Source organism: Streptomyces sp. NPDC107517, from assembly GCF_055582645.1.
Genome location: NZ_JBVJPM010000028.1, coordinates 62,906 through 86,200 on the forward strand (window position 1 = coordinate 62,906; position 23,295 = coordinate 86,200).

General features: G+C 69.3%; 19 protein-coding genes and 6 pseudogenes. 16 read left to right on the forward strand and 9 right to left on the reverse strand.

Annotated features, from left to right (window positions below; genetic code table 11):
• Window positions 1-597: 597 nt before the first annotated feature.
• The gene (locus ACZ67T_RS38300; protein ID WP_469990603.1) at window positions 598-2,028 is read left to right on the forward strand and encodes a selenium-binding protein SBP56-related protein; all 1,431 of its coding nucleotides are present in this window, start codon (window positions 598-600) and stop codon (window positions 2,026-2,028) included.
• Window positions 2,029-2,051: 23 nt separating this feature from the next.
• A pseudogene (locus ACZ67T_RS38305) lies at window positions 2,052-2,230 on the forward strand (RNA-guided endonuclease TnpB family protein); the annotation flags it as partial.
• A 398-nt stretch (window positions 2,231-2,628) separates the two neighbouring features.
• Here the strand turns inward: ACZ67T_RS38305 and ACZ67T_RS38310 are convergent.
• The 5 genes and pseudogenes from ACZ67T_RS38310 to ACZ67T_RS38330 form a co-directional block, all read right to left on the reverse strand.
• Window positions 2,629-3,825, reverse strand: a complete 1,197-nt coding sequence (locus ACZ67T_RS38310) for an NAD(P)/FAD-dependent oxidoreductase (protein ID WP_469990605.1) — start codon at window positions 3,823-3,825, stop codon at window positions 2,629-2,631.
• Window positions 3,826-3,940: 115 nt separating this feature from the next.
• Complete coding sequence (locus ACZ67T_RS38315) at window positions 3,941-4,924, reverse strand: sigma-70 family RNA polymerase sigma factor (RefSeq protein WP_469990607.1); 984 nt, start codon at window positions 4,922-4,924, stop codon at window positions 3,941-3,943.
• Window positions 4,925-5,274: 350 nt separating this feature from the next.
• A pseudogene (locus tag ACZ67T_RS38320) lies at window positions 5,275-5,367 on the reverse strand (IS5/IS1182 family transposase); the annotation flags it as partial.
• A gap of 176 nt (window positions 5,368-5,543) precedes the next feature.
• A complete protein-coding gene (locus tag ACZ67T_RS38325; protein ID WP_469990609.1) occupies window positions 5,544-5,933 on the reverse strand; it encodes a nuclear transport factor 2 family protein in 390 nt (129 codons plus the stop codon).
• A complete protein-coding gene (locus ACZ67T_RS38330) occupies window positions 5,930-7,492 on the reverse strand; it encodes a class I adenylate-forming enzyme family protein (RefSeq protein ID WP_469990610.1) in 1,563 nt (520 codons plus the stop codon). The genes ACZ67T_RS38325 and ACZ67T_RS38330 overlap by 4 nt, the downstream gene beginning before the upstream one ends.
• Window positions 7,493-7,599: 107 nt before the next feature.
• Here ACZ67T_RS38330 and phtC point away from each other — a divergent pair, with 107 nt between their 5' ends.
• The 5 genes from phtC (at window position 7,600) to hcaB (ending at window position 11,221) form a co-directional block, all read left to right on the forward strand.
• The gene (phtC, locus tag ACZ67T_RS38335; protein ID WP_469990612.1) at window positions 7,600-8,358 is read left to right on the forward strand and encodes a 3,4-dihydroxyphthalate decarboxylase; all 759 of its coding nucleotides are present in this window, start codon (window positions 7,600-7,602) and stop codon (window positions 8,356-8,358) included.
• On the forward strand, window positions 8,358-9,722 hold the full coding sequence (locus tag ACZ67T_RS38340; RefSeq protein WP_469990613.1) for a Rieske 2Fe-2S domain-containing protein: 1,365 nt from the start codon (window positions 8,358-8,360) through the stop codon (window positions 9,720-9,722). Before phtC ends, ACZ67T_RS38340 begins: the two co-directional genes overlap by 1 nt.
• A complete protein-coding gene (locus ACZ67T_RS38345; RefSeq protein ID WP_469990615.1) occupies window positions 9,719-10,096 on the forward strand; it encodes a 3-phenylpropionate/cinnamic acid dioxygenase subunit beta in 378 nt (125 codons plus the stop codon). The genes ACZ67T_RS38340 and ACZ67T_RS38345 overlap by 4 nt, the downstream gene beginning before the upstream one ends.
• A gap of 148 nt (window positions 10,097-10,244) precedes the next feature.
• Window positions 10,245-10,451: a dihydrodiol dehydrogenase gene (locus tag ACZ67T_RS38350; RefSeq protein WP_469990617.1), complete on the forward strand. Its 207-nt coding sequence runs from the start codon at window positions 10,245-10,247 to the stop codon at window positions 10,449-10,451.
• Window positions 10,451-11,221 carry a 3-(cis-5,6-dihydroxycyclohexa-1,3-dien-1-yl)propanoate dehydrogenase gene (hcaB, locus tag ACZ67T_RS38355; protein ID WP_469990619.1) on the forward strand — a complete coding sequence of 257 codons (771 nt, stop codon included), beginning with the start codon at window positions 10,451-10,453 and terminating at the stop codon, window positions 11,219-11,221. Before ACZ67T_RS38350 ends, hcaB begins: the two co-directional genes overlap by 1 nt.
• Window positions 11,222-11,257: 36 nt before the next feature.
• Here hcaB and ACZ67T_RS38360 read toward each other — a convergent pair whose 3' ends face one another.
• Window positions 11,258-12,064, reverse strand: coding sequence for an IclR family transcriptional regulator (locus ACZ67T_RS38360; protein ID WP_469990621.1), 807 nt, complete (start codon window positions 12,062-12,064; stop codon window positions 11,258-11,260).
• A 24-nt stretch (window positions 12,065-12,088) separates the two neighbouring features.
• A complete protein-coding gene (locus ACZ67T_RS38365) occupies window positions 12,089-13,207 on the reverse strand; it encodes an alpha/beta hydrolase family protein (RefSeq protein WP_469990622.1) in 1,119 nt (372 codons plus the stop codon).
• 119 nt (window positions 13,208-13,326) lie between these two features.
• On the opposite strand from ACZ67T_RS38365, the gene ACZ67T_RS38370 reads away from it, so the two are divergent.
• The 8 genes and pseudogenes from ACZ67T_RS38370 to ACZ67T_RS38405 all read left to right on the forward strand — a co-directional run.
• Window positions 13,327-13,902, forward strand: a complete 576-nt coding sequence (locus tag ACZ67T_RS38370) for a VOC family protein (RefSeq protein WP_469990624.1) — start codon at window positions 13,327-13,329, stop codon at window positions 13,900-13,902.
• A 4-nt stretch (window positions 13,903-13,906) separates the two neighbouring features.
• Window positions 13,907-15,391, forward strand: coding sequence for a class I adenylate-forming enzyme family protein (locus ACZ67T_RS38375; RefSeq protein WP_469990625.1), 1,485 nt, complete (start codon window positions 13,907-13,909; stop codon window positions 15,389-15,391).
• 45 nt (window positions 15,392-15,436) lie between these two features.
• Window positions 15,437-16,120: a TetR/AcrR family transcriptional regulator gene (locus tag ACZ67T_RS38380; RefSeq protein ID WP_469990627.1), complete on the forward strand. Its 684-nt coding sequence runs from the start codon at window positions 15,437-15,439 to the stop codon at window positions 16,118-16,120.
• Window positions 16,121-16,616: 496 nt separating this feature from the next.
• Entirely contained in the window at window positions 16,617-17,858 is a 1,242-nt protein-coding gene (locus ACZ67T_RS38385; RefSeq protein ID WP_469990628.1) for an MFS transporter, read from the forward strand.
• A gap of 269 nt (window positions 17,859-18,127) precedes the next feature.
• Window positions 18,128-18,870: pseudogene (locus ACZ67T_RS38390) on the forward strand (RNA-guided endonuclease InsQ/TnpB family protein); the annotation flags it as partial.
• 225 nt (window positions 18,871-19,095) lie between these two features.
• Window positions 19,096-19,371: a ribosomal protein L7/L12 gene (locus ACZ67T_RS38395; protein WP_469990630.1), complete on the forward strand. Its 276-nt coding sequence runs from the start codon at window positions 19,096-19,098 to the stop codon at window positions 19,369-19,371.
• A 199-nt stretch (window positions 19,372-19,570) separates the two neighbouring features.
• Window positions 19,571-20,302: a dienelactone hydrolase family protein gene (locus ACZ67T_RS38400; protein ID WP_469990632.1), complete on the forward strand. Its 732-nt coding sequence runs from the start codon at window positions 19,571-19,573 to the stop codon at window positions 20,300-20,302.
• A gap of 69 nt (window positions 20,303-20,371) precedes the next feature.
• A pseudogene (locus ACZ67T_RS38405) lies at window positions 20,372-20,530 on the forward strand (IS630 family transposase); the annotation flags it as partial.
• Window positions 20,531-20,573: 43 nt separating this feature from the next.
• On the opposite strand, the pseudogene ACZ67T_RS38410 reads toward ACZ67T_RS38405, so the two are convergent.
• Window positions 20,574-20,867, reverse strand: a pseudogene (locus ACZ67T_RS38410) (integrase core domain-containing protein); the annotation flags it as partial.
• Window positions 20,868-20,902: 35 nt separating this feature from the next.
• On the opposite strand from ACZ67T_RS38410, the pseudogene ACZ67T_RS38415 reads away from it, so the two are divergent.
• Window positions 20,903-20,995, forward strand: a pseudogene (locus ACZ67T_RS38415) (class A beta-lactamase); the annotation flags it as partial.
• A 215-nt stretch (window positions 20,996-21,210) separates the two neighbouring features.
• Here the strand turns inward: ACZ67T_RS38415 and ACZ67T_RS38420 are convergent.
• Window positions 21,211-23,241 carry an RICIN domain-containing protein gene (locus ACZ67T_RS38420; protein WP_469990633.1) on the reverse strand — a complete coding sequence of 677 codons (2,031 nt, stop codon included), beginning with the start codon at window positions 23,239-23,241 and terminating at the stop codon, window positions 21,211-21,213.
• Window positions 23,242-23,295 lie beyond the last annotated feature (54 nt).

The following is a 23,295-nucleotide window of genomic DNA, read 5'->3' on the forward strand; positions in this document are numbered from 1 at the left end:
GGCCGGTGGGCCGGTGGGCCGGTGGGCCGGTGGGGTGTGGTGGTCGTAGTGCGGTGAAGGCCCGGCTTGTGGCGCAGTCCTTGGAGGTCTGGATGAGTGAGGGAATGCCGCCACTGGAGTGGAGCCTGGACGGATGCTTGAGTGATCTCTCGACCTCCGGTCGAGTTACGAGCGGTCGTCTGGGGGTTGCCCTGTCCGCGCCCGCGCCCGCGCCCGCGTCTGCGTCTGTGCCCGTGTCTGTACCCGTGCCCGTGTCCGGGGGGAGGGGTAGTCGTGGTTTCCGGCACTGTGCTGCTGTGGTGGTCTGCTCGGGAGCGTGGGGCGCTCCGGTGAGGCCGAGGCGCTGGAGAGTGCGCAAGGCGGTCGGGAGGGCTGTGTCCCCTCGGTGCCGTCGCTTTCGGGTGTGCCGCGAGCGAGCCGTGCGTTGAGGCGGTTCGCGTCCCTCGCGCTGTCGGTTTGGCAGGGCTTCGGGACTGTGAAACGCTCATTTCATGGCATACCTGTCCCGCGTCGGCACGTAGATCTCGAACGGTTGAGTCCGGCTGTCTGTCGGAAGTCCCCCGGATCCAGGCTCCCGTTCGGGAGTAAGGAACAGCCATGAGGGCGACTGAGCACGCTCACGACCGCGACGGCCACCGTGACTCCACCTTGTACCGCACCCCGGCGGATGCCGTCGCTGCGCCGCCGGAGAAGCTCGCCTACGTCGTCGGTTTCGACCCGGCCGCACGACGCGCGGACGCGTTGTTCACCATCGGCACCGACCCTGAATCCCCCGAATACGGCCGCGTGATTTCCCATGCCGAGCTGCCTGGCCTGGGCAACGAACTGCACCATTTCGGCTGGAACGCCTGCTCGAGCGCGCTGGCCCATGCCGGTCATCATCACGCTGCGCGGCGCTACCTCATCATCCCGGGACTGCGCTCGTCGCGGCTGCACATCTTTGACACCGGTCCCGATCCCGCCCACCCGCGCCTGGTCAAGGTGGTCGAGTCCGAGGAGCTGGCCGCCAAGGCCGAGTACTCACGTCCGCACACACTCCACTGCGGTCCCGACGGGGTGTTCCTGTCCTGCCTGGGCGGCGCGGACGGCGCGGACGGGCCTGGCGGCGTCGCGCTGCTGGGCCATGAAAGCTTCGAGGTGCTGCGTGCCTGGGAGAGTGAGCGCGGACCGCAGCGGTTCGCCTACGACCTCTGGTGGCATCTGCGCCAGAACATCGCTGTGACCAGCGAGTGGGGCACCCCCTCGATGTACGAGAACGGCCTCGTTCCCGAACAGTTGCTGGATCGCCAGTACGGCCACTCGCTGCACTTTTGGGAGCTGGACTCCGGTCGGCACCTGCAGCGCGTCGATCTGGGGGACGAGAACCAGATGGTGCTGGAGCTGCGTCCCGCGCACGACCCCGGGGCGACGTGGGGGTTCGCACACGCCGTGGTCAACGTCGAGGACCTGTCGGCGTCGGTGTGGCTGTGGAACCGGGAAGGCGAGGAATTCGTGGTCCGCAAGGTGATCACCATCCCTGCCGAGCCCGCACGAACGGAGGACCTGCCGCCGGCGCTGCAGCCGTTCGGCGCCGTTCCTCCACTGATCACCGACATCGACCTGTCGGTGGACGACCAGTGGCTGTACGTATCCACATGGGGAACCGGTGATCTGCACCAATACGATGTGAGCGACCCGTTCCATCCGAGGCAGACCGCGGCCGTGCGTCTGGGCGGCATCGTCAGCCGACAGCCGCATCCCGCCGAGCCGGACACTCCACTGACCGGCGGAGCGCAGATGGTCGAGCTCAGCCGCGATGGGCGGCGCGTGTACCTGACGAACTCCTTGTACAGCACCTGGGACGCGCAGTTCTATCCCGCAGGTATCGACCCGTGGATGGTCAAACTCGACGCCGACACCTCGCACGGCGGGCTCTGTGCCGACAGCCGCTTCTACCCGCACGGCCCGGACTTCCTGGGTTTGCGCGTGCATCAGACGCGCCTGCAAGGCGGCGACGCCTCCTCGGATTCGTACTGCTACCGCAGCTGACCGCTTGTGGTCCGCGAGGGCTGTGCGGAGGGAGAACCAAGCACGCGCTGCCTCTTTCGGAATGTACCTACAGCTGCACCGTGTGCGGAGCCGTCTCGCCCAGGGACAAGAACTCCGCCCGCGTGATGCCGGTGCGGGCTGGTCTCAACCCGGCTGGTGTGCTGATCGTGGGAGAGCTGCGAGGTCGCAGGCCCGCAGCTGACGTGAGCCAGGAATCCCCCCCTCCTCGAGGAGGGGGAGGATTCAAGAAGGCTGCCCTTGACCTGTTGGACTGCTGGGTCGAAGAAGCCCGGCGGGGTCACGCTGATTGCGTTGAACAGATACGGCGGCGGCGCGACGAAGCGGCGTCCGCCCGCCTGATGCCGGTGCATGACAGGCGGAACCTCCCTTTTCCCCGTGCAGTTCCCGGGAGTTCAGGTGTGGGCAACTCCAGCGCGGGGGCGGGACGTTCTCTTCGCCGCATCATCGGCAGGTGAACAGGAAGTCCACGCCGTTGCTCCCCTTCATCTGTCTGAACATGGCTGGTGGTGTGGTCGGGTGCAGGCGGAAGGCCTCGGAGTTGTCCGGGTTTTGCGTGTCGTGCGCAAGGTGGTGCGTGCTTCAGGCTGCCGCCCGTGTCGTCCCCTTTGCCGCCAGGTGGTCGGCCACTACTCGCCGTCGTCGTGCCGGAATGCCCAGTGTCGGGTTGGCGACGCCCCAGAGGGCGCCCTTGCAGACCAACTCCTTGTAGCGGGCTGCGAAGCGGCCGGCCAGGGTGTGGTTGACGGAGCGGTCGTCGGCGGTGACGAACTGGATGAGTCCTTCCATGCGGCCGAGCGAGATGCACTGGTTGAAGTAGCGCAGCGGGGCGCTTGCCGGCGTGCCGCCGCTGAGGCGGGCTGCGATGGAGTCCGCGGCCCGCCATGCCATGGGGGCGCCCGAGGCGCAGGACATACGCAGTGGCTTGTCGCCGGCGCCCAGCGCGTGAGCGGCGTCGCCGATCGCGTACACGTCCGGGTGTGAGAGTGAGCGCATCGTCGCGTCGACCGCGATCCGGCCGGTGTCCGCGAGCTCGAGGCTCGTGGCCTTCGCCAGTGGGTGGACCGCGAAGCCGGTGGTCCAGACGGTGACGGCGGCCGCAATGGCCTGGCCGTCGGCGGTCGTGATCCGGTCCGCCTCGACCGTGGTCACCGGCGCGTTCTCGTACACGGTGATGCCGAGCTTGTCGGTGACCTTGCGCAGGTGTGTGCGGCCCTTGGGGGAGAGCCAGTCGCCCAGTTCGCCGCGCGCGGCGAGCGCGACATCGAGGTCGGGGCGGGCCTCGGCCACCTCCGTGGCGAACTCCAGTCCGGTCAGGCCGCCACCCACGACGGCCACGGTCTCGCCCTCGGTGAGCTGGGCCAGGCGCTCGCGCAGCCGGAGCGCGCCGGGGCGGCCCGCGATCTGGTGGCCGTGCTCGGCGGCGCCCGGGACGCCGCCTGCGTTCCATCCGCTGCCGAGGGCGTAGACGAGGGTGTCGTACGACAGTTGTTCCGGGCTGCCGGCGCTCTTGACGGTGACCGTCTTGCGGTCCACGTCGATCGCCGTGGCCTTCGCGAGCTTCAGTTCGATGCCTGTGCCCGCGAACATCTCACGCAGCGGGCGCGGCGTCAGTTCCTGGCCCACGGCCAGCTGGTGCATCCGGACCCGCTCGACGAAATCGGGTTCGGCGTTGACGAGGGTGATGGCGACGTCCTCGCGGCGCAGCCGCTTGGCGAGCCGGCCTGCCGCGATCGCTCCGCTGTAGCCGCCGCCGAGGACGATGATGCGGTGCTGCATTTTCTTGGCTCCTGTCTGCGCGGGTCCGGCGCCTTGTGGCCCGGTCACGCCCCTTGAACCGGGCAGCCCGCGGATTCCTGACAGGAGAGACGTGTGACCTGCGTCACGCAGCGGTTCAGAGGGCTTCGGCCAGGACCGGAGTACCGAAATCGCCCGCGGCCCACCGCTCGGTCGCGCGCTCCAGCTTGTCCGGGTTGACCTGGCTGCGGACCGCGACGATGCCCTCCCGTGTCCGCTCCAGGCACATGATGCCGAAGACTCGCCCGTCGATCACCGCGACGACCGCGGGGCTGCCGTTGGCGGTGGTTGCGTAGAGATCGGGCGAACCGCCCACCAGATCCCGCTTGGCCTGGGCCGGCTTGAACAGCCCGCGCAGGAACTTCGCCACCGCGAGTGCGCCCTCGAAGGCGCTGGCCCGGGCCGGCACCTTCCCGCCACCGTCGCCGACCGCGATGGCGTCTGAAGTGAGCAGCCTGATCAGCGGCCCGGTCTCACCACTGGTCGCCGCAGCGAGGAACTCCTCGACGACACGGCGCGCGGCCGCCTCGTCGATTGCGGCCAGTGCCCCGCCGGCAGCACCCTCGCCCGAAGCCGCCTGCGCCCTCCCCTGCGCCACATGCTTCTTCGCGCGATGGAAGATCTGCTGGCTGGCCGCCTCGCTGAGGTCCAAGATCGCGGCAATCTCCCGGTGGGAGTAGGCGAACGCCTCGCGCAGCACGTACACCGCACGCTCGTTGGGCGAGAGCCGCTCCAAAAGGACCAGCACGGCGTACGACACCGACTCGCGCTGCTCGGCCGTCTCCGCCGGGCCCAGCATCGGGTCCCCGTCGAGCAGCGGTTCGGGCAGCCACTGGCCGACGTATGTCTCGCGGCGCGCACGGGCCGAAGTGAGCTGGTTGAGGCAGAGGTTGGTGAGTACCTTCGTCAGCCAGGCCTCGGGCACCTCGATGTGCTCGGCATCGGCGGCCTGCCAGCGCAGATAGGTCTCCTGTGCGGCGTCCTCCGCCTCGCTCGCCGAGCCGAGCATGCGGTAGGCGATGGCCTCGAGACGGGGCCTGGCCGCCTCGAACCGGTCCACGTCACTCAGGGTCAGAGCCATGCCGGGATCTTAACCGGCGCGATGCACGGTTTTACGGCCGTCCTGACCTTGGCCGTCCTCGCCGTCCGAGGCCGCTGTCGATGGCGCGACAAGACCAGCCAACTCCTTCGCCGCGTCTCCCTCCAGCTCGAACGGAAGCGGCAACGGATCCACTCCAGCAAGTCCGGGTCCGGGTCGTGGAGCTGGTCGAGAGGGGTGCACCCGCAGGGCCTGGCAGGGGCACCGGCCGCGACGCACGGGTGCGCGCTCTGTCTCGGGCGACCGCCGATCACCTTGACGCCTCGTCTGCCGCCGCGACGGCGCATCCCGGCCGACGAAGGAGGCGGGCACCGGCGGCCTGGTGTCCCTAACTAGTAAGTTCCTCGCGGGGTGGATGTCGTCTCGTCCGTGATGCGCGTGGTGAGGTTGTCGATCGAGGCGACGTGGATCACGGCCTCGGAGCTGGCGGGCTCACCATTCCCCAGCCTTCCTTGCACGATGTCCCCGCTGCGAGGCAGGGCGGGCTGCGTTGCGGAGCAGGGCCGGGTGGAGAGTGCCGAGTCCGCACCGGGCCGACTGCGAGTACGTCCAGACAACTCGTCAAGTTCACTCGCCCGCGCGGGAGGACAGCGGTCGGTGGTCAGGACGGGGATGCGGCCTCCCGGGCGGCGCGGATCGCCGACCGCTGCGCGGAGTCGAGGTACTCCTCGATGCGGCTGACCCGGCCGTCCTGCACCCGCAGGTACATCGCGGCGTGCAGCGCCACTTCGGTGCCGTCCGGAAGTCGCCCGTGCAGGATGTGCTGCTGGAGGGCGCCGTCAGGCAGTGGGGCGCGGCGAACGACCTCGTAGTGGAGACCTTCGATCACGCGGCTGAGCGCGCCCAGCACCTTCAGGTTGTCCTCGACCGATTGCTCGACCAGGTCGTCGTTGTGCCAGACCACGGCATCGGGGGAGTAGAGGTCGCGAACGGTGTCGATGTCGCCGGCCTCGATGGCGGCGAAGAATCGGTCGAGGAGTTGGTCGCTCATGGGGCTTCCCTTCTGGGGACGTCGGATGCCGTGGAGACGGTCGTGCAGCGGGCGCGGAGCATCCGCTTGAGGACCTTGCCGGTCGTGGTGCGCGGGAGGGTGGCGGCGAACTCCGCGGATTTGGGGCACTTGTAGTGCGCCAGCCGCTCCCGGCACCAGGCGATCAGCTCGGGGCCGGTGAGCGTGGTGCCGGGGGTGGTGACCACGACCGCGTGGACGGTCTCGCCCCACGTCGCGTCCGGCCGGCCGACGACGGCGGCCTCGGCGACCTGGGGATGCCGGGCCAGCACCGCCTCGACCTCGGCCGGGTAGATGTTCTCCTCACCGCTGATGATCATGTCCTTGGCGCGGTCGAGTATGTAGAGGTAGCGGTCGGGGGTGAGCCGCGCGATGTCGCCGGTGCGGTACCAGCCGTCGGGGGTGAAGGCCTCGGCCGTCGACTCGGGGTCGCGCCAGTAACCGTGGAAGAGGCAGTCGCCGCGGATGAGTAATTCGCCCGCGGCACCTGCGGGGAGCCGGTTGCCCTCCCGGTCGACGATCTTCGCCTCCCAGCCGAAGGAGATCCGGCCCGCGCTGGCCAGATGAGGGTGCCCGGGCCGGTGGTCCTCCGGGGCGAGCAGGCTCACCATGCTCTGGCACTCGGTGTTGCCGTAGATCTGCCGGAACCGGCAGTCGAAGGTGTCCAGGGCCGCGCCGAGCGTCGTCGGTGTGATCGGGGCGGAGCCGTAGGCGATTTCCACGAGACTGGACACATCGGGGGGCGCCTCCCGCCGCCGGACCTCTCGGATCAGCAGCTGGATCAGCGAGGGTCCCGCGGTGAAGAACTGGATCCGGTCGCTCGCGACGGCGTCGATCGCGGAGGCCGGGTCGACCGCCGTGTGGATGTGCAGCGTGCCCGCGGTGAGCAGGACCTGGAGCGCTTGACCGAAGCCGCCCAGGTGGAACAGTGGCATCAGCTGCAGATGCCGGGAGCCGGCCACCTGGTCGCCGATCTCCAAGGCGAAGGCGGCCACGCTCTGGCAGACCGCCCCGTGGCGCAGCGGGATGGCCTTGGCACGCCCGGTGGTGCCGCTGGTGTGGACCAGGGCCATCGGGGCCTCACCTGTGAGTTGCTCCGTCGGGCGGGGTGGAGGCGGCGCGTCCAGCCGGTCGCCGTCCAGCCATCCCTCGGGCACCCGGCCGCCTCCGATTCGTACGCGCAATGCCGGGCCGGGCAGGTGCTGGGCCGTGAACTCGGCGTCGGCGGCCAGAGCGACCGGTTCCAGCAGTGCGAACAGCTGGGTCAACTCGGCCTGTGAGAGCCGCCAGTTGACCAGTGCCGGCAGAGCCCCGGCGCGCATCAGTGCGAAGGCGTGGAGAAGGAAGTCGGCGCTGTTGCGGGCGACGACCGCCACCACGTCGCCTGGGCGCACTCCCTGTTCCGCCCAGCCGCCCGCCCGACGCTCCACGGTGGCCAGCAGCTGTGCGTAGGTCAGTCGCCGGCCCCGGTCGTCTGCGAGGGCGAGTACCTCGGGTCGTGTCGTGGCCCGCCATTCCAGGACATGGATGAAGCTCTGCATCCCCTGACCCTCCGTCGGGTTCTGGTGCAGGGATGATTGCAGATTTGATTTCTTCAGAGCAGACTCGCGGCATCGAAAATTTCTGGATGTCAGATTCGAGGAGCTGTGTGGACCTTGACGAGCTTCGGCGCACCGTCGCCCTGGCCTGCCGGGTACTGGCCCACCAAGGTCTGGCCGAGGACGTCCTCGGCCATGTGAGCGTGCGCATAGGGCCGGACCGGATGCTGGTCCGCTGCCGAGGGCCCCAGGAGCGCGGACTGCTCTTCACCACCGCCGCCGATGTGCACCCGGTGGCTCTGGACGGCCCGCATGAGCTGCCGGACGGCTACGCCGTACCGAGCGAACTGCCCATCCACGCCGAGACGATGCGCCGGCACCCCGAGGTTCAGGCCGTGGTGCACGCCCACCCGCCGGCCCTGGTCGCCGCCGATCTGGCCGGGCTGGCGCTCCGGCCGATCGTCGGCGCCTACAACATCCCGGCCATGCGCCTGGCCCTGGAAGGGATTCCGGTCCATCCGCGCGGGGTGCTGATCCGGCGCGCGGATCTCGCCGAGGAGATGCTCGACTCGATGGGCGACCGGCCCGTCTGCGTGCTGCGAGGCCACGGCCTGACCGCCGTCGGCACCACCGTGCAGCAGGCGGTGGTCCGGGCCCTCAACACCGAGGCGCTGGCCCGGATGACGCTCAACGTCGCCCAGGCGGGCGGACATCCGGCACCGCTGTCGCCCGAGGACCTCGCGGAGCTGCCCGACCTGGGCGCACCCCTCAACGAGGAGTCCGTCTGGCGCCACCACCTCGCCAGGCTCGTACTCGCCGGACTGCACAGCCCGGCCGGGCCGGTGGCGCGAGTGAAGGAGGAACGCTGATGGCGGTCGACCTCGAAGCGATGGTCTCCGAGGTGCGCAGGGGCATGATCCCTGCCTATGTCTACAACAACCAGGAGGTCTTCGCCCTCGAACGGGACCGGCTGTTCGCCCGCTCCTGGGTCTTCCTCGCGCACGAGTCCGAGATCCCGCAGCCCGGGGACTACGTGGTGCGGCGCGTCCTGGCCGACTCCTTCATCGTCGCGCGGGGCGAGGACGGCGTGGTCCGGGCGATGTTCAACATGTGCCTGCACCGCGGGATGCAGATGTGCCGGGCCGAACTGGGCAACGCCTCGCACTTCCGTTGCCCGTACCACGCCTGGACCTACCGCAACGACGGCGAACTGGTCGGACTGCCGTTCCACCAGTCGGCATACGGCGGCGAGCGCGGCTTCGCCAAGAAAGGGCAGGGGCTGCTGCCCGCCCCGTCCATGGAGACCTACCGGGGAATGGTCTTCGTCAGCCTGGACCCCGACGCCCCGCCGCTTCGTGAGTATCTCGGCGACTTCGCCTTCTACCTCGACCTCTACACCCGGCAGAGCGAGAGCGGCCTGGAGCTGCGCGGCCCGCAGCGCTGGCGGGTGAAGTCCAACTGGAAGATCGGCGCGGAGAACTTCGCCGGCGACAGCTACCACACGCCACACACCCACGCCAGCGTGGTCGACATCGGGCTCTTCCGCGAGCCCAAGGCCAGCAAGCGCAAGGAGGGAGCGCTCTACTTCGCCGGGCCGGGCGCCGGGACCACGTACAAACTGCCACCCGGCGACCTGGGCGAGAAACTGCGCTATGTCGGCTACCCCGACGAGATGATCGCGCGGATGCGGACGCTGTGGTCACCGCGGCAGCGCGCGCTGGTCGAGGACGACGGCTTCATGGTCTCCGCCGCCACGCTCTTTCCCAATCTCAGCTTCGTCCACAACTGGCCGCAGATCGACGAGGCAGGCACCGTCGTCCCGTTCCTGTCGCTACGCCAGTGGCAGCCCGTGTCGCAGAACGAGACCGAGGTGCTGTCCTGGTTCGCCGTCGACGCGGAGGCGCCCGAGCAGTTCAAGCAGGACTCCTACAAGGCGTATCTGATGTGCTTCGGCAGCTCCGGCATGTTCGAGCAGGACGACGTCGAGAACTGGGTGTCGATCACGGAGATGGCCGCCGGGTCGATGGCCCACCGCCTCAATCTCAACAGCCGCATGGGCCTCACCTTCGACGACGAGCCCCTCACCCCGCCGCTGGCGGACTTCTCCGGGCCCGGGTCGGCCCGGCAGGGCTTCGGCGAGTTCAACCAGCGTCACTGGCTGCGGATGTGGAGCGACCACCTCCAGACGCCGCCACCCGCCGCCCGCACCGTGGACCTGGGAGCCCGCGCATGAAGCCACTGCGCTACGCCGACCCCGACCACCTCGACGCCCACCAGTTCCTCGTCGAGGAGGCCGCCCTACTGGACCGCCACGACTTCACCGGCTGGCTGGAACTGCTGACCGAGGACGTCCGCTACACCATGCCGGTGCGCGTCTCCGCGGCACGCGGCGCCGGCTTCGACACCCTGCCCGACATGGGCCACTTCGACGAGGACCGCTACGCGCTGCGCAAGCGCGTCGAACGCTTCGCCACCGAGCACGCCTGGACGGAGGACCCACCCTCACGGATCCGGCACTTCATCACCAACGTCCGTACCTTCCGCACGGACGATGCCGAGCTGCGCGTGGAGTCCGCGGTGCTGCTCTTCCGCAGCCGCGGCGACTAGCGGCCGGCCGACCTGGTCTCGGCCGGCCGCACCGACCGGCTACGCCGCGACCCGCACGGCGAACTGCGGCTGGCCCGGCGCGAGGTGCTGGTCGACGAGTCGGTGCTGCGCACCCAGAACCTGGCGATCTTTCTGTGAGGAGCGTGTAGTGGACGGCCCTGTGAAGCTGGCCAACGAGTACACCGAAGTCGAGGTGGAGGTGGTGCACACGCGCAACGGCGTCAGGCTGCAGATCTCCTGCCCGCGCTCCGGGCGCAGCATCCGGCTGTGCCCGCTGGAACTGGAATCCCTCACCTGGCAGGACCACGAGGTCTTCTCCGGCTTTCTGGCCACCCCGCACGGACCGGCCCGCTGATGGCCGGCTGGCTGGCAGGCAGGCGCGCCCTGGTCGTCGGCGCAGGCTCGGGCATCGGCCGCGCCGTGGTCGACGCCTTCGCCGCCGAGGGCGCCCGGGTGGCCGCCATGGAACTGGACCCCGCCAAGTGCGAGCAACTGCCCTGCGAGGTCGTCACCCAGGGCGACGCCACCTCGGCGGCCGACGCCCGGCAGGCGGTGCGGGCCGCCGGCACGGCCTGGGGCGGCCTGGACACCCTCGTCAACTGCGTCGGGATCTTCGACTTCTACCGGGGCCTGTCCGACCTCGGCGACGACGAACTCGAGGACGGCTTCGCCGAGCTCTACCGCGCCAACGTGCTCAGCCAACTGGTGCCCGCCAAGGCCGCCCTGCCACAGCTGCAAGAGAACGGCGGGTCGATCGTGCTCACCGTCTCGACCTCCGGCTTCTACCCGGGGCGCGGCGGCATCCTCTACGTCGGCTCCAAGTTCGCGGTACGCGGCTGCGTCACCGCCCTCGCGCACGAACTCGCCCCCGACATCCGGGTCAACGGCGTCGCCCCCGGCGGCACCCTCGCCACCCAGCTGCGCGGCCCGCACAGCCTGGGCCAGGCTGACCGCGAGCTCGGCGCCACCCCGAACCGGGCAGCGGAACTCAAGGGCCGCACCCCACTGTCGGTCGCCCTGACCGGGGAGGACCACGCCGCGAGCTACGTCTTCCTCGCGTCCGACCGGGCCCGCGGCATCACCGGGACCGTCGTGCACTCGGACGGCGGGGTGGGGGTCGCCTGAACCCGTACGGACCGTCCCCTGCGCCCGGCCCGCGGGTCAGCTCGCGAGCCGGGCCGCCGTTTTCTGCAGCAGCGCCGCCAGCTGTACGACCCGCGGCTCGGGCAGCCGGGCCAGCGGCGCCGACACCGTGAGTGCCACCGCCGGGATGCGGCCGCCGGCCGGCACGGCGACGGCGATCGAGCAGACGCCGCTCTCGCTCTCCTCGCGGTTGACGGCGTAACCCCGGACGCGCACCGCCGCCAACTCCTTTCGCAGTTGCTCCGCTTCGGTAATGGAGCTGGACGTGTGCGCGGCCGGCCGGGCGCCGGGCGGGAAGAGGGCGTCCAGGCGGCGGTCGGTCAACTGCGCCAGCAGGGCCTTGCCGGAGGCGGTGCAGTGCGCCGTCAGCGAGGTACCGGTACGGGAGCCGACGCGCAGCGCCAGCGGACTCTCGACCGAGTCCAGATAGCGCACCATGGCGCCTTCGAGGCTCACCAGGTGCACGGTCTCCCCGCAGGCGGCCGCCAACTCCTCCACCAGGGGGCGCGCCAACGCCCGGACGTCCATCTGGGCCACTGCCGCCAGCCCGATCTCCACCAGCGCCGGGCCCGCCACATAGTCGCGCGCGTCCGGCTCCTGGCGCACGAAGTCGTGGTAGGCCAGCATCGCCAGCAGCCGGTGCGCCGTGGAGTGGGCGACGCCGAGGTACTCCTTGGCGTCCGACAGCCGGACCCGCTCGTGGTCGCGGAACAGGCCCAGCAGCCGCAGCGCGTTGTCCACCGACGAGATCGGGTACGCGGGGCGCTCCCGGGCGGACTCCGGCGTGCTGTATCCAGGTCCACCCTCGGGGCTGACTTTCTGCATAGCAGAATTGTAGGGGCGGGCCGGTCAGGGCGTGCGCTCCGCGACCCAGTCGGCGATCAGATCGGCCGCATGCTCGCGGGCGTCGTCCGGCTCCCGGAGGTAGTGGTCCGCCTTCAGCAGCTCCAGCCGCTTGTCGTCTGCGGCCAGGTGCTCCAGCACCGACCGTGCGTCGCTGTCGTAGACGCACGAGTCCGCCGTCGCGTGCACCACCAGCGACGGTACGGTGATCCGCGCCAGGTGCGGGGCGGCCACGCACTGGGACGTGCGCAGGCTCCACATCGACAGCCAGGTGCGCAGCGTGCTCAGGGTGCCGATGCCGAAGACGCCGTAGTTGGCCTGGGCAGGATCGCCCAGGTAGCACTGGTTGGGCCGGCGGTCGGAGGGCTCGATGGCGGGATCGATCATCCGCAGGTCCGCCCAGGTCCTGTGGACACTGAACAGCCGGTCCCTGGCCCGGGAGCCGCGCAGCGCATTCAGTTGCTCCAACGCCCAGTCGGTGATCCGCTCGTTGCGGGCGCGCTGCGCAGCCCGGTAGCGGAGCTGGAACGCCTCGGTGTACGGGGCGGCGTTGAGTGGGTCGTAGGGGTCGAGGTCGGGGTCGACGGAGAGCGGGTCCGACTCGTCGGTGACGGACGGGTCCAGCCATGCGGTGAGCACCTCGGGCCGGCCCGAATGGGCGGCAAGCGCCACGAAGAGGTCCCCGGCCTCCAGGTTCTCGATCGCCGTCACCGGGCGGCCGCCGGCGGTGGGCAGCACATTGGGCTCGACGGCCTGCGACTGGTAGGCGGCCATCAGCGAGCCCCCACCGGAGTTGCCGAGCAGTACCACCCGCTCCACGCCTGCCTGCTCCTTGAGCCAGCGCACGCCCACCCCGATCTCGGCGAGCGCGTGGTCGAGCAGGAAGTACGGCTCCGCACCGCGGAATCGGGTGTTCCAGCCGAGGAAGCCGAAGCCGCGGGCGGCCAGGTAGGGGGCGAGGTAGTGCTCTGCGAAGTCCACGTTGTAATGGGTGGCGATGAAGGCCGTGGTCGGCCGGATCCCCTTGGGCCGGTGGTAGAGCCCCTGGCAGGGGTGGCCGCCCGCCCCCGCCCTGCCGACGACCGGAGACGGCAGTCCGACGAACTCCCTGACGACCTCGAGCATCCCGACCTCCGATGGTGGAGCGAGTGGACCCGGTTGGTCCGAACCCTGGCGCAGAACTGAAACTAAGTTTAGATTCGGCTTCATTGCAAGCATGAGGCGGCGAATCGTCAGGAGCTTCGATGCAGTGGCGCAATCCGGAGTTCGAGCTCGGCGGAGTCAACCATCTCGCGCTGGTCTGCTCGGACATGCAGCGCACCGTCGACTTCTACACCCAGGTCCTCGGCATGCGCCTGATCAAGACGATCGAGTTCCCCGGCGGCGCGGGCCAGCACTTCTTCTTCGACATGGGCGGCGGCAACGCGCTGGCCTTCTTCTGGTTCCCCGACGCCCCCGACCCGGTACCCGGCGTCACCCGGCCCGTCACCGTCCCCGGCATCGGCGAGTGGACCTCGGCCGTCGGCACCATGAACCATGTGGCGATCACCGTTCCCCAGGAGCGATTCCTGGAGTACCGCGCCAAGCTCAAGGCCAAGGGAGTTCGGGTCAGCCCGATCATCGACCACGACGACAGCGAATCGGGATACGCCACCGAACTGCACGACGGCGTCTTCGTCCGCTCCTTCTACTTCCAGGACCCCGACGGCATCCTGCTGGAATTCGCCTGCTGGCGCCGCGAGTTGGGGAAACCCGACGACACCCGCCACGTACCGAAGACCGAAGCCGACCGGGTGCACCCGGCCGGACCGATGGGGTGATCCCGTGCTCTCGTGGATCCACGTCCTCGAATGGCGCGCAGCCGTCACCCCCGACCACCCCGCCCTGAGCGACCAGTACGGCACCGAACTCGGCTATGCGGCATTGGCCGATGCCGTCCGGCACGAGGCCGCCCGCCTGGCCGCCGCCGGTGTCCGGCCGGGCGACGTGGTGCCGATCGCGGCCCGCAACCGCGTCGACTGGGCGATCGCCCTGTTCGGACTGATCCGCCTCGGCGCACTGCCCGCCGCAGTCAACTGGCGGCTCTCCACCACGGAGATCACCACACTGCTGGAGCTGCTACAGCCCCGGCACGCGATCGCGGACCAGAGCTGCGCCGAGCGGATCAGCGCCCCGGTCACCATAGTCCCGCTCGGTCAACACACCGCCGAACTCCCCCCACCCGAGCGCCCGGTGGACCGCCTGCGCGGAAACCAGCCCTGTGTGCTGCTGCACACCAGCGGCACCACCGGACATCCCAAACTGGTCCCGATCAGCCACGAGATGCTGATCTCAGCGGCCACCTTCATGAAGCTGGAAGTCCCCGAGGCCGCCCCCGGAACCCGGCATCTGAGCGCGCTGCCACTCTTCCACGCCGCCGGCCTGGTCAACCTGATGTACGCGCTCTTCACCGGCGGCCATCTGCACCTGCTGGACGGTTTCACCCCGGCCGGCTTCGTCGACGAGCTCGCCGCCCGGCGCATCCAGCTCACCCAACTCGTGCCCACCCTGATCGCCGCGGTCTCCGCCGAGGTGGCCGCACGCCCCGAACCCCCGGACCTCGCGGCCTTGGTCGAGGTGGTGTACGGCGCCTCCCCGATCCGCGCCCAGGTACTGGAGCACGCCGTACGCACCCTGGGCTGCCGCTTCCGCCAGCACTACGCCAGCACCGAGACCGGCCCGCTGCCGGTCACGTCGCTGTCCCCCGCCGACCACGATCCGACGCGCGGCCGACTCGCCACCGCGGGCCGCCCCTCCCTGGGTTCGGAGGTACGACTCGGCGAACACGGCGAGATCCAGGTGCGCGGCGCGATCCCGTTCCCGGGCTACTGGAACGATCCGGAAGCCACCCGCCGCGTCCTCACCGAAGACGGCTTCTACCGCACCGGTGACATCGCCACAGTCGACACCGACGGCTACCTCACCATCGTGGACCGGCTCCACGACCTGATCGTCTCCGGCGGCGAGAACGTGTACCCCGGCGAGGTGGAGACCGTCATCGCCCAGCACCCAGCAATACAGGACTGCGCGGTCATCGGGGTGCCCCACGAGACCTGGGGCGAGAGCGTGCACGCGGTCGTGGTCCCCACCGGCGCCGCGCATACCGACGAGAAGGCGCTCATCGCCTGGGCCCATGAACGCTTGGCCGGCTACAAGTGCCCCACCGGTGTCACCTTCGCCGACCAGCTCCCGCGCAACGCCGCCGGAAAGATCCTCAAGAAGCCGCTCCGCGAGCCCTTCTGGACCGGCCACCAACGACGGGTGTCCTGAACCTTAAGCTGGCGCCGCTACCAGGTTCCAAAGGACAGAAGGCACATGAGAAGACACACCGTCTCCCGCGCCCGCAAGACGGCGGCTGCCGCGCAGCGTACCGAGAAGGCCACCCGCAAGGGCCGCGAGACCGACGAGGCGTTCCGAGCCGCCGCCCGGACCGTCTTCGCCCGGGACGGCTACCTCAACGCCAAGATCAGCGACATCGCGGCCGAGGCGGGCAAGTCCGTGGCCTCCTTCTACAACTACTACGACACCAAGGCCGATCTGCTCGCCGTGCTCGCCGAGGAGTTCCACCAGGAGGCGACCGAACTGGCGGTGCTGCCCTACCGCCAGGGCCTCAGTCGGCCGGACGCGCTGAGAGAGGCGGTCGCCGGGTTCTGGCGCACCTACGCCAAACGACGCGGCGAGCTGATCGGGGTGTTCCAGGCATCGATGCTGGAAGAGGAGTTCCTCGACCGTTGGCTGGACATCCGAGCCGAGGCCGTGGAGCGCATCGCCGCCGAGATCCGCCGGGCCCAGCACGAGGGCTACTGCCCCGGCATGGACCCGCAGCTCACCGCCTCCGCGCTCTCCGCCATGCTCGAGCACTTCTGCTACATCTGGCTCGGGCAGGGCGGCGAGCGCGTCGGCGGCGCCACCGCACCCTTCGACGAGCAGCAAGCGGTGGACACCCTGGCCACGCTCTGGGTCCGTTCCGTCTACTGGCGCGCCGAGTCGACATCGTGACCACCGTCAGGACTTCGGAAATACTCCAGCGCACCGGGTCCGGCACCGAGATCAGCTGGTGCATGGCGGCCCTGCTCCGTCGCCATGATGGCTGCACCGCTCCTGACGTCACGCCCGCCGCTCGCGGGAACCGTCTCGCCGGGAGCGCTCCTGTGCTGAGCGGCACCGCCCCCTCTTCGGAGGAGCGTCGACCGCCCGCAGGCCCTGCGACGCCCCGTCCACGCAACCGGCCCCGCGCCGAGGCTGGTTGGGTATCTGCTCAAGCCTGCACCGCCGCAGGGCGGGCGGTCGCCGAACCACGGCAAGGAGTTGCGCTTCACCAGATCGGCCACTTGGGGCGAGCCCGATGCCGCGACCGCGCAGGTCACTTGAGGGTGCCTTCGTTTGCCGACACGGCCTTCGGCATGGAGCACTCGTCGGGGCCCGCCTCGCAGTTATGGCACCCGGTCTTGGTACGACTGCGGCGGGTTCTGCGGCCGCTGCTAGCCTACAGTCCGTGATCAAGGGTGGCCTGGCAGGCCGAATAGGCCGCATGACGGGGGACAGCGGGCCGGAGCGCGTGCTGATCGGCGCCAGTTTCGTCAATCGGGTCGGCAACGGTTTGTTCAACGCTGCGTCGGCGCTCTATTTCACGTTGGTCGTGGGCCTGCCCGCGGTGCAGGTCGGCGCCGCGCTCACCATCGCCGGAGTGATCGGCTTGTGCGCGGGAATACCCGGAGGGCATCTCGCCGACCGACGCGGGGCGCGCATGATCATGATGCTGGCCCTGACGGTCCAGGCGATGTCGATGGCGGCTCTCGTCCTCGTCGAGAGCTGGGGTGCGCTCACGATCATCGTGACGGTCGATCAGATGGCCGCGGCGGCCGGTGGGGCGGCCTGGGGCGCTCTGGTGGTCCGGGTCGGGGGTGATCGCCCGGCCCTGTTCCGGGCGAGGTTGCGCACCTTCGTCAACCTGGGCGTCGTTCTCGGAACGGTGGGTGCCGGGCTGGCGCTGGCCGCGGACACCCGTGGCGCCTATGTCACGCTGATCCTCGGCAACGCGGCGAGCTTCGCCCTGTGCGCGGCGCTCCTGCTCCTGCTGCCCCGCTATTCGGTGCCGGCAGTATCGCCGCAGCAGCGTCGCTGGCTCGCTTTCACGGACCGCCCGTTCCTGACGTTCACCGCCCTCTACGGGGCCATGGGGCTGCAATACCCGGTGGTCTCCCTGCTCTTGCCGATCTGGATCTCCGAACACACCGAAGTGCCGCGCTGGACGGTGGCCGCACTGTTCGCCGTCAATGCGGCCTTCTGCGTGCTGATGCAGACCAGGATCGGCTCCCGTATCGAAACCCTGCACGACGGTGGCAGGGCGTTTCGCACTGCGGGGCTGCTCTTCCTCGTCAGCTGCCCGATGATGGCGCTGGCGGCGTACACCCCTGTCTGGGCGGCGGCGGGACTGGTCCTGGCAGCGATCTTCGTTCATAGCCTGGGAGAGGTCTGGGAGTCCTCGGCGGGCTTCGTCCTGGGGTTCGGACTTGCCCCAGACCATGCCCAGGGTCAGTACCAAGGTGTCCTCGGCCTCGGCTTCAGCGCGGGCCAGGCTCTTGCCCCCGCGATCCTCACCACGGTGGTGCTCGGCCTCGGGACAGCGGGCTGGCTGCTGCTGGCGTTGTTCTTCGCGGCGCTGGGCGCTGCCGGTCCCTCTCTAGCCCGCTGGAGCACACGAACCCGGCCGCAGCCGGGCGTTGCTGCGGCATGATCGTTCGGTATGTACGCAACGAGGTTCGATGCGCTGTTCGCACGCGGCCGGGAAGCGGTACTGGCCGGTGCGGTTGAGTGCCAGGTGCCGCCTGTGGACGGGGGGAATCGCTGGGTCATGTCCGTCGTCATGCGACCTGACGCCGCGACCGCCCGCAGGATCGGGGAGATCACCCGCGAGGCGATGGTCGTTGCCGGGGAAGAACACTGGCCGACCGGCACTGCTGACTCCTCCCACTTCACCCTTCGCGCGCTGGAAGAGCACCGTGTAAGGATGCGGCCGGACGGTACTTCGCCAGCTTCGTCATCGAAACCGACCCGGACACCGACCTGCAGGCCGCCCCGGACGCCGATCACCTGCCCGCCGTCGGCATCGACCTGGGCCTCAAGCACTTCGCCGTGCTGTCGGACGGCACGAAGATCGCCTCCCCGCGGTTCCTGCGCCGCGTGGAGAAGAAGCTGAAGAAGGCCCAGCGCGAGCTGGATCGTCAACAGAAGGGATCCAGACGGCGGGACAAAACCCGCCAGAAAGTCGCCCGCGCTCATGCCCAGGTCGCCGACGCGCGCCGTGAGTTCCTGCACCAGCTGTCCACCCGCATCGTCCGCGAACACCAAGCGGTCGCCGTGGAGAACCTGGCCGTGCACGGGATGGCACGCGGAAGGCTGGCCAAGAGCGTGCACGACGCGGGCTGGGCCATGTTCGTGGACATGCGCAGGTACAAATGCGAGCGGTACGGGCGGGTGTTCGTGCAGATCGACCGGTACGAGCCGACCACCCGACGCTGCTCGGCCTGCGGACATGTGGACGGCCTCAAACCCCTCCACGTCCGGGAGTGGGATTGTCCGGCCTGTGGCACCTCCACCGGGACATCAGCGCAGCGATCAACGTGAAACACGCCGTTGGACGAGCGGTACATGCCCGCCGAGCGCCCGGAAGACCACAGCCCCAGGCTGTGGCGGGGTGTGAAGACGCGGGAAGCCAAGGAATCCATACCGATGCCCGCGCCGCGTAGCGGCGCAGCACCGGACCGGAAGGCCAGAATCCTCTCCCTTCAGGGAGAGGTTGCACGTCAATGAGGCGACGCAGGCTCACCTCGCACGCTCAATTGGAGGGCACGCCACGGGGAGCCGCGAGGACGAACGGCGAGCCGCTTGTGAGGACGCAGGTCGGCGTCTTGCCGAGTCGGCCACCAGGCGCATACGTGATCTTCCTCGGAGTGGGCCTAGGATCGCGAACCATGGAAATACTGGGTGTTGGCGTCGCTCTTGTCGTGCTGGTCTCCGTGGGAGGAATCGAAAGCTGGCTAAAGCGAACCGAGCGCAGAATCGGCCGAGTTGAGCACAAGCTCGACCTGATCCTCGAACATCTGGGCCTCTGCGAAGTCGACCCGGAACTGGAGCAGGTTGCCGCACACCTGCGGAACGGGAAGAAGATCCAGGCAATCAAGGTGTACCGCGAGATCACGGGGGCTGGTCTGAAGGAGGCCAAGGACGCGGTCGATCGCATGGCCTAGTGCCGGATCAGACAATATTCGCCCCGTCGGGATCCCCGCCTGGGTCAGGGTGGAGTCCTTCGTGATACCTTCCTGCCGCCGTGCACCGTTGCGAACTGAGGAGGTGAGACCGATCAACGCTTTGACAGGTCGGGCGGCCTCCCTCCCTCGTATGGCCTAGGGGGCGCCCGCAGAGGCATCCCGAAAGGCATGAATCGCTATGCGCTTCATCTCTGAGACGTCGTCCGGCGGCGTCCGCGAACAGCTCTTCACTCTCGGTGAGATTCCTGGCGTGTTGTGGACGCCGGAGTGTTCCGTCGCTACTCGTCCGCTCGTCTTGATGGGACACGGTGGCGGTCAGCACAAGAAGGCCCCTGACGTCCTGGCTCGTGCACGCCGCTTCGTGACCGAATGCGGTTTTGCGGTCGTGGCGGTCGACGTTCCCGCCCATGGCGACCGGCCGAAGGTTGAGCACTACGACCGGATCGCGACTGAGAACCAGGCTCGCGTGGAAGCCGGTGAAGAGTTGGCCCCGCTGATCGCCGGTTTCCAGGCGCTCGTGGCCCGCCAGACCGTGCCGGAATGGCGGGCGGTTCTGGACGCGGTTCAGCAACTCGAGCACGTTGGCGCCGGTCCGGTTGGCTACTGGGGGGTCTCGCTGGGATGCGGACTCGGTGTTCCGTTCGTCGCTGCCGAACCGCGGGTCCGCGCGGCGGTACTGGGCTTGGGCGGGGTGCTGGCGTCGGCCGAGGCCGCCGCGCGGATCACCGTCCCAGTGGAGTTCTTGGTGCAGTGGGACGATGAGCGGGTGCCGCGGGTTCAGAGCTTGGCGCTGTTCGACGCCTTGGCCTCGGCCGAGAAAACGTTGCACGCCAACCCCGGCAAGCACGGGGAGATCCCAGCATTCGAGCTGGAAAGTACGCTGAGGTTCTTCGCCCGGCACCTCGGCTGATACCGCGGCCCGCGACGCGCCGAGCGGGAACCGGATCCCGATCGGCGCGTTTCACTGAAACGGGTCGGCATGGCCGACAGAGTTCAGGCTCGACAGATCGACGACGACGAGGGGCAGCGTCTGCTGCGGATCATTCGCAGAGGGACCGGGTCAGTGGTGACATGGCGGCGGGCCCAGATGGTCCTGTTGGCGGCGCAGGGCATGCCGCTGGCGAGGATCGCGGAGGTGTAGTTCACCGGTGAGGCTGAACCTCGGGAGTGGACACCGGGTTTCATGCGACGAGTGACAGCGTATGTGATGCGGTCAGTTGTTGTTCGAACTCGGCTGGTGTGAGGTAGCCGAGGGCCGAGTGACGGCGACGCCTCTTGTAGTACAACATCCAGCGGAATAGCTCGAGCCGAGTCTGAGCCTTCGAAACCCAGTGGCGTCCGTGCAGCAGCTCCCGCTTCAGGCCCTGGAAGAACGACTCGGCGAGGGCGTTGTCGTAGCTCGAGCCGACCCGGCCCATGCTGCGGCGGAAGCCGTGCCGGCGGCAGACCTCGGCGAAGGCGGCCGCGCTGTACTGACCAGGTTCAACCAGTGGATGCAACACCGGCTTAATGGACGGTGGCCGACAAGACCGGAACCGGCGACTACGGCAGGGCCAACGACGTCGCCATCGTGTGGCCGCCCCGCACAGCTCCGCTCGTGGTGTCCGGCATGTCAGACCGACTCGGTGTTCCGGCACCAGCCCAGGTTGAGGCGGGAATTTCACTCGATACTCACGCGGTGGGACGTCCGAGGCCCGCTCTGTCGGCCTTGGGCTCACGGGCCTCGCCGTCGGTCTCGGGAGCAGATGGCAACAGCGGAGCAAACCTGCGAGGGACGCGCTCCACGGCACGTGGCCGTGGGGCGCGCCGACGCGGTACTCAGGACGCCACGTCGGTGACCTTCCACCGTTGGTTGGAGCCGGAGTTGGGCTGCCAGGTCCCGACGGGCGCGCCCTCCTGCGTGGCCTGTCCGCCGACCTCGAGGAGGCGGCCCGTACCGGCGTTGACGAGCGTGTACGTGCCGTCGCCCGTCGTCGACAGGATCCACTGCGCGGCCGCGTCCCGCTCGTCCTTGTCGGGTTCGACGACCGGCGCACCGTCGCGGACGGCCAGCCGCCTGCCGTCGGCGGCGCTGGTGAAGACGTACCGCCCGCGGTTCGCAGGTCCTTCACCGCTGATCTGCGCAAGTTGCCACCGCTGACCGGCCGCGCCCGTCCCGGACGTGATGACGAGTGTGCTGCCGCCGTCGGCGACGGTGAGGTCCTTGCCGCTCTGCACGCCGGTCAGCTCGTACGTTCGTCCCTTGCGCAGCGTCGCGGCGTCCTTCGCGACCCCGGACACGCCCTTGATCACGAACGTGGTCACCGACTGCGCGGGCACCGTGAAGGTGGCCGTTCGGCCCGATATTGTGACCGGTGGTTGCTCGGCCAGCTTGCCGTCCGTGCTGGTCACGACCGGGGTGACGGTCGCGCCTTGGCGTACGGTCGCGAACTTCGACAGGTCGAGGGTCACTGTGCGGGCGGACGTGGTGCTGTTGACGTGGACGACGGTGGCGCCGTTGCCGCCACGGGTGACGGCCGCGGTGCTGCTCGTGTCGTCGGTCTTGATGAGGTGGTCGCCGGGACGGATGTAGTGGGTGAAGTTCCGGGCGGTGTCGTACTTCGTGTTGGTGTGGACCGGGCAGGTCTCCAGGGTGTCGTCGGGGCCGGCGCTGAAGGAGACCTGGATCTCGCCCCAGTTGCCTCCCTTGGCGGATTCCCCGCCGGGCTTCATGTTGTCCAAGTCCTCGACGGGCTGCCAGAACACCCAGGCGCTGGGCTCCAGTTCGCGCAGGTCGTCGACGATGTGCTGGGCGAGCCCGAGGCCGGGCCGCATGTCGGTGAAGGACTGGCCGTCGCCCCAGTCGCCCTCGACCTCGCTCATCCACAGCGGCTTGTCGTCGGCCTTGGCGAGGTCGCGGACGGAGGTCCGGCCGCCGGTGCCGTATGTGTGGACGTTCATCTGGGCGACGTGGCTCTTCACGTCGGCCGGGTAGCTGGTCCAGTTCGTGGTGAAGGTCGTCGGGTTGGTCTCGTCCATGGCCGAGACGACCGCTGTCGTCCGCGCCTTCTTGAGCGCGGCGTGCAGCGCGGGCACGATCTTCTGCTGGAGGGCGGGGCCGATGTGGCAGCCCTCCTGACGGCCGCCGGTCGGATTCCCGTCGGCGCCCAACTTCGTACCCCAGTAACTGGTGTTGGGCTCGTTGCACGGGTCGACGGTCTTCACCTTGATGCCGTGCGCCTTCTCCAGGCGTCGCGTCGCCCCGGCCAGATAGGTGGCGAAGTCGTCGACGGACTCCTCCTTCAACTGGTCTCTCGACGCGTCGAAGCCGCCGGAGACGTAGCCGCTGACCGTCATGAAGTACGGCGGCGAGTTGGAGAACGTCTCCCAGTGGGTGATGTCCTTCTTGATCCGGTCGACCCACCATCGCTGGGTGGCGTCGGCGTCCTCGTTCCAGTGGTCTCCGTTGTCGGGGTCCCACCAGTCGGTGTCGGTGCGGGTGGTGCCCTCGGGCGCCTTCCACCAGCCCTCGACGGCGCCGCCCGGCCTCAAGTAGTCGGGTACGTCGGGGGCGTTGCCGCCGCCTATGTTGTAGCGGGCGATGTTGAGGGCGAGGCCGTCACGGCCGAAGACGAGGTCGGCTATCCGCTCGCGGATCTCGTGCGGGTAGTGCCCGGTCGCGTTCGCGAACCAGACCAGGCTGGTGCCCCACCCCTCGAACCGCTCCTGCCGGTACGAGGGGTCGGGGGTGACCGTGACCGTCGCGCCGGCGGCCGCGGCGACGAGCGGTGCGGCTGAGAGCTGGGTTCCTGCGGCCGCGGCCGTGGCCACGGCGATGCCGATGAACCGTCTGCGGGTCAAGCGCGCCAACGTGTGCTCCCGATGTCGTTGTGTGGGTGGGGTGTCGGTGGTGCGAGTGAGCGG

Bases quoted from the DNA above. Each gene is read 5' to 3' on its own strand.
- ACZ67T_RS38345 (WP_469990615.1), top strand. From the start codon at position 9,719: ATGAAGCCACTGCGCTACGCCGACCCCGACCACCTCGACGCCCACCAG.
- ACZ67T_RS38310 (WP_469990605.1), bottom strand. From the start codon at position 3,825: ATGCAGCACCGCATCATCGTCCTCGGCGGCGGCTACAGCGGAGCGATC.
- ACZ67T_RS38370 (WP_469990624.1), top strand. From the start codon at position 13,327: ATGCAGTGGCGCAATCCGGAGTTCGAGCTCGGCGGAGTCAACCATCTC.
- ACZ67T_RS38300 (WP_469990603.1), top strand. From the start codon at position 598: ATGAGGGCGACTGAGCACGCTCACGACCGCGACGGCCACCGTGACTCC.
- ACZ67T_RS38365 (WP_469990622.1), bottom strand. From the start codon at position 13,207: ATGCTCGAGGTCGTCAGGGAGTTCGTCGGACTGCCGTCTCCGGTCGTC.
- ACZ67T_RS38395 (WP_469990630.1), top strand. From the start codon at position 19,096: ATGGAAATACTGGGTGTTGGCGTCGCTCTTGTCGTGCTGGTCTCCGTG.
- ACZ67T_RS38330 (WP_469990610.1), bottom strand. From the start codon at position 7,492: ATGCAGAGCTTCATCCATGTCCTGGAATGGCGGGCCACGACACGACCC.
- ACZ67T_RS38340 (WP_469990613.1), top strand. From the start codon at position 8,358: ATGGCGGTCGACCTCGAAGCGATGGTCTCCGAGGTGCGCAGGGGCATG.
- ACZ67T_RS38325 (WP_469990609.1), bottom strand. From the start codon at position 5,933: ATGAGCGACCAACTCCTCGACCGATTCTTCGCCGCCATCGAGGCCGGC.
- ACZ67T_RS38380 (WP_469990627.1), top strand. From the start codon at position 15,437: ATGAGAAGACACACCGTCTCCCGCGCCCGCAAGACGGCGGCTGCCGCG.
- ACZ67T_RS38400 (WP_469990632.1), top strand. From the start codon at position 19,571: ATGCGCTTCATCTCTGAGACGTCGTCCGGCGGCGTCCGCGAACAGCTC.
- hcaB (WP_469990619.1), top strand. From the start codon at position 10,451: ATGGCCGGCTGGCTGGCAGGCAGGCGCGCCCTGGTCGTCGGCGCAGGC.
- ACZ67T_RS38360 (WP_469990621.1), bottom strand. From the start codon at position 12,064: ATGCAGAAAGTCAGCCCCGAGGGTGGACCTGGATACAGCACGCCGGAG.
- ACZ67T_RS38315 (WP_469990607.1), bottom strand. From the start codon at position 4,924: ATGGCTCTGACCCTGAGTGACGTGGACCGGTTCGAGGCGGCCAGGCCC.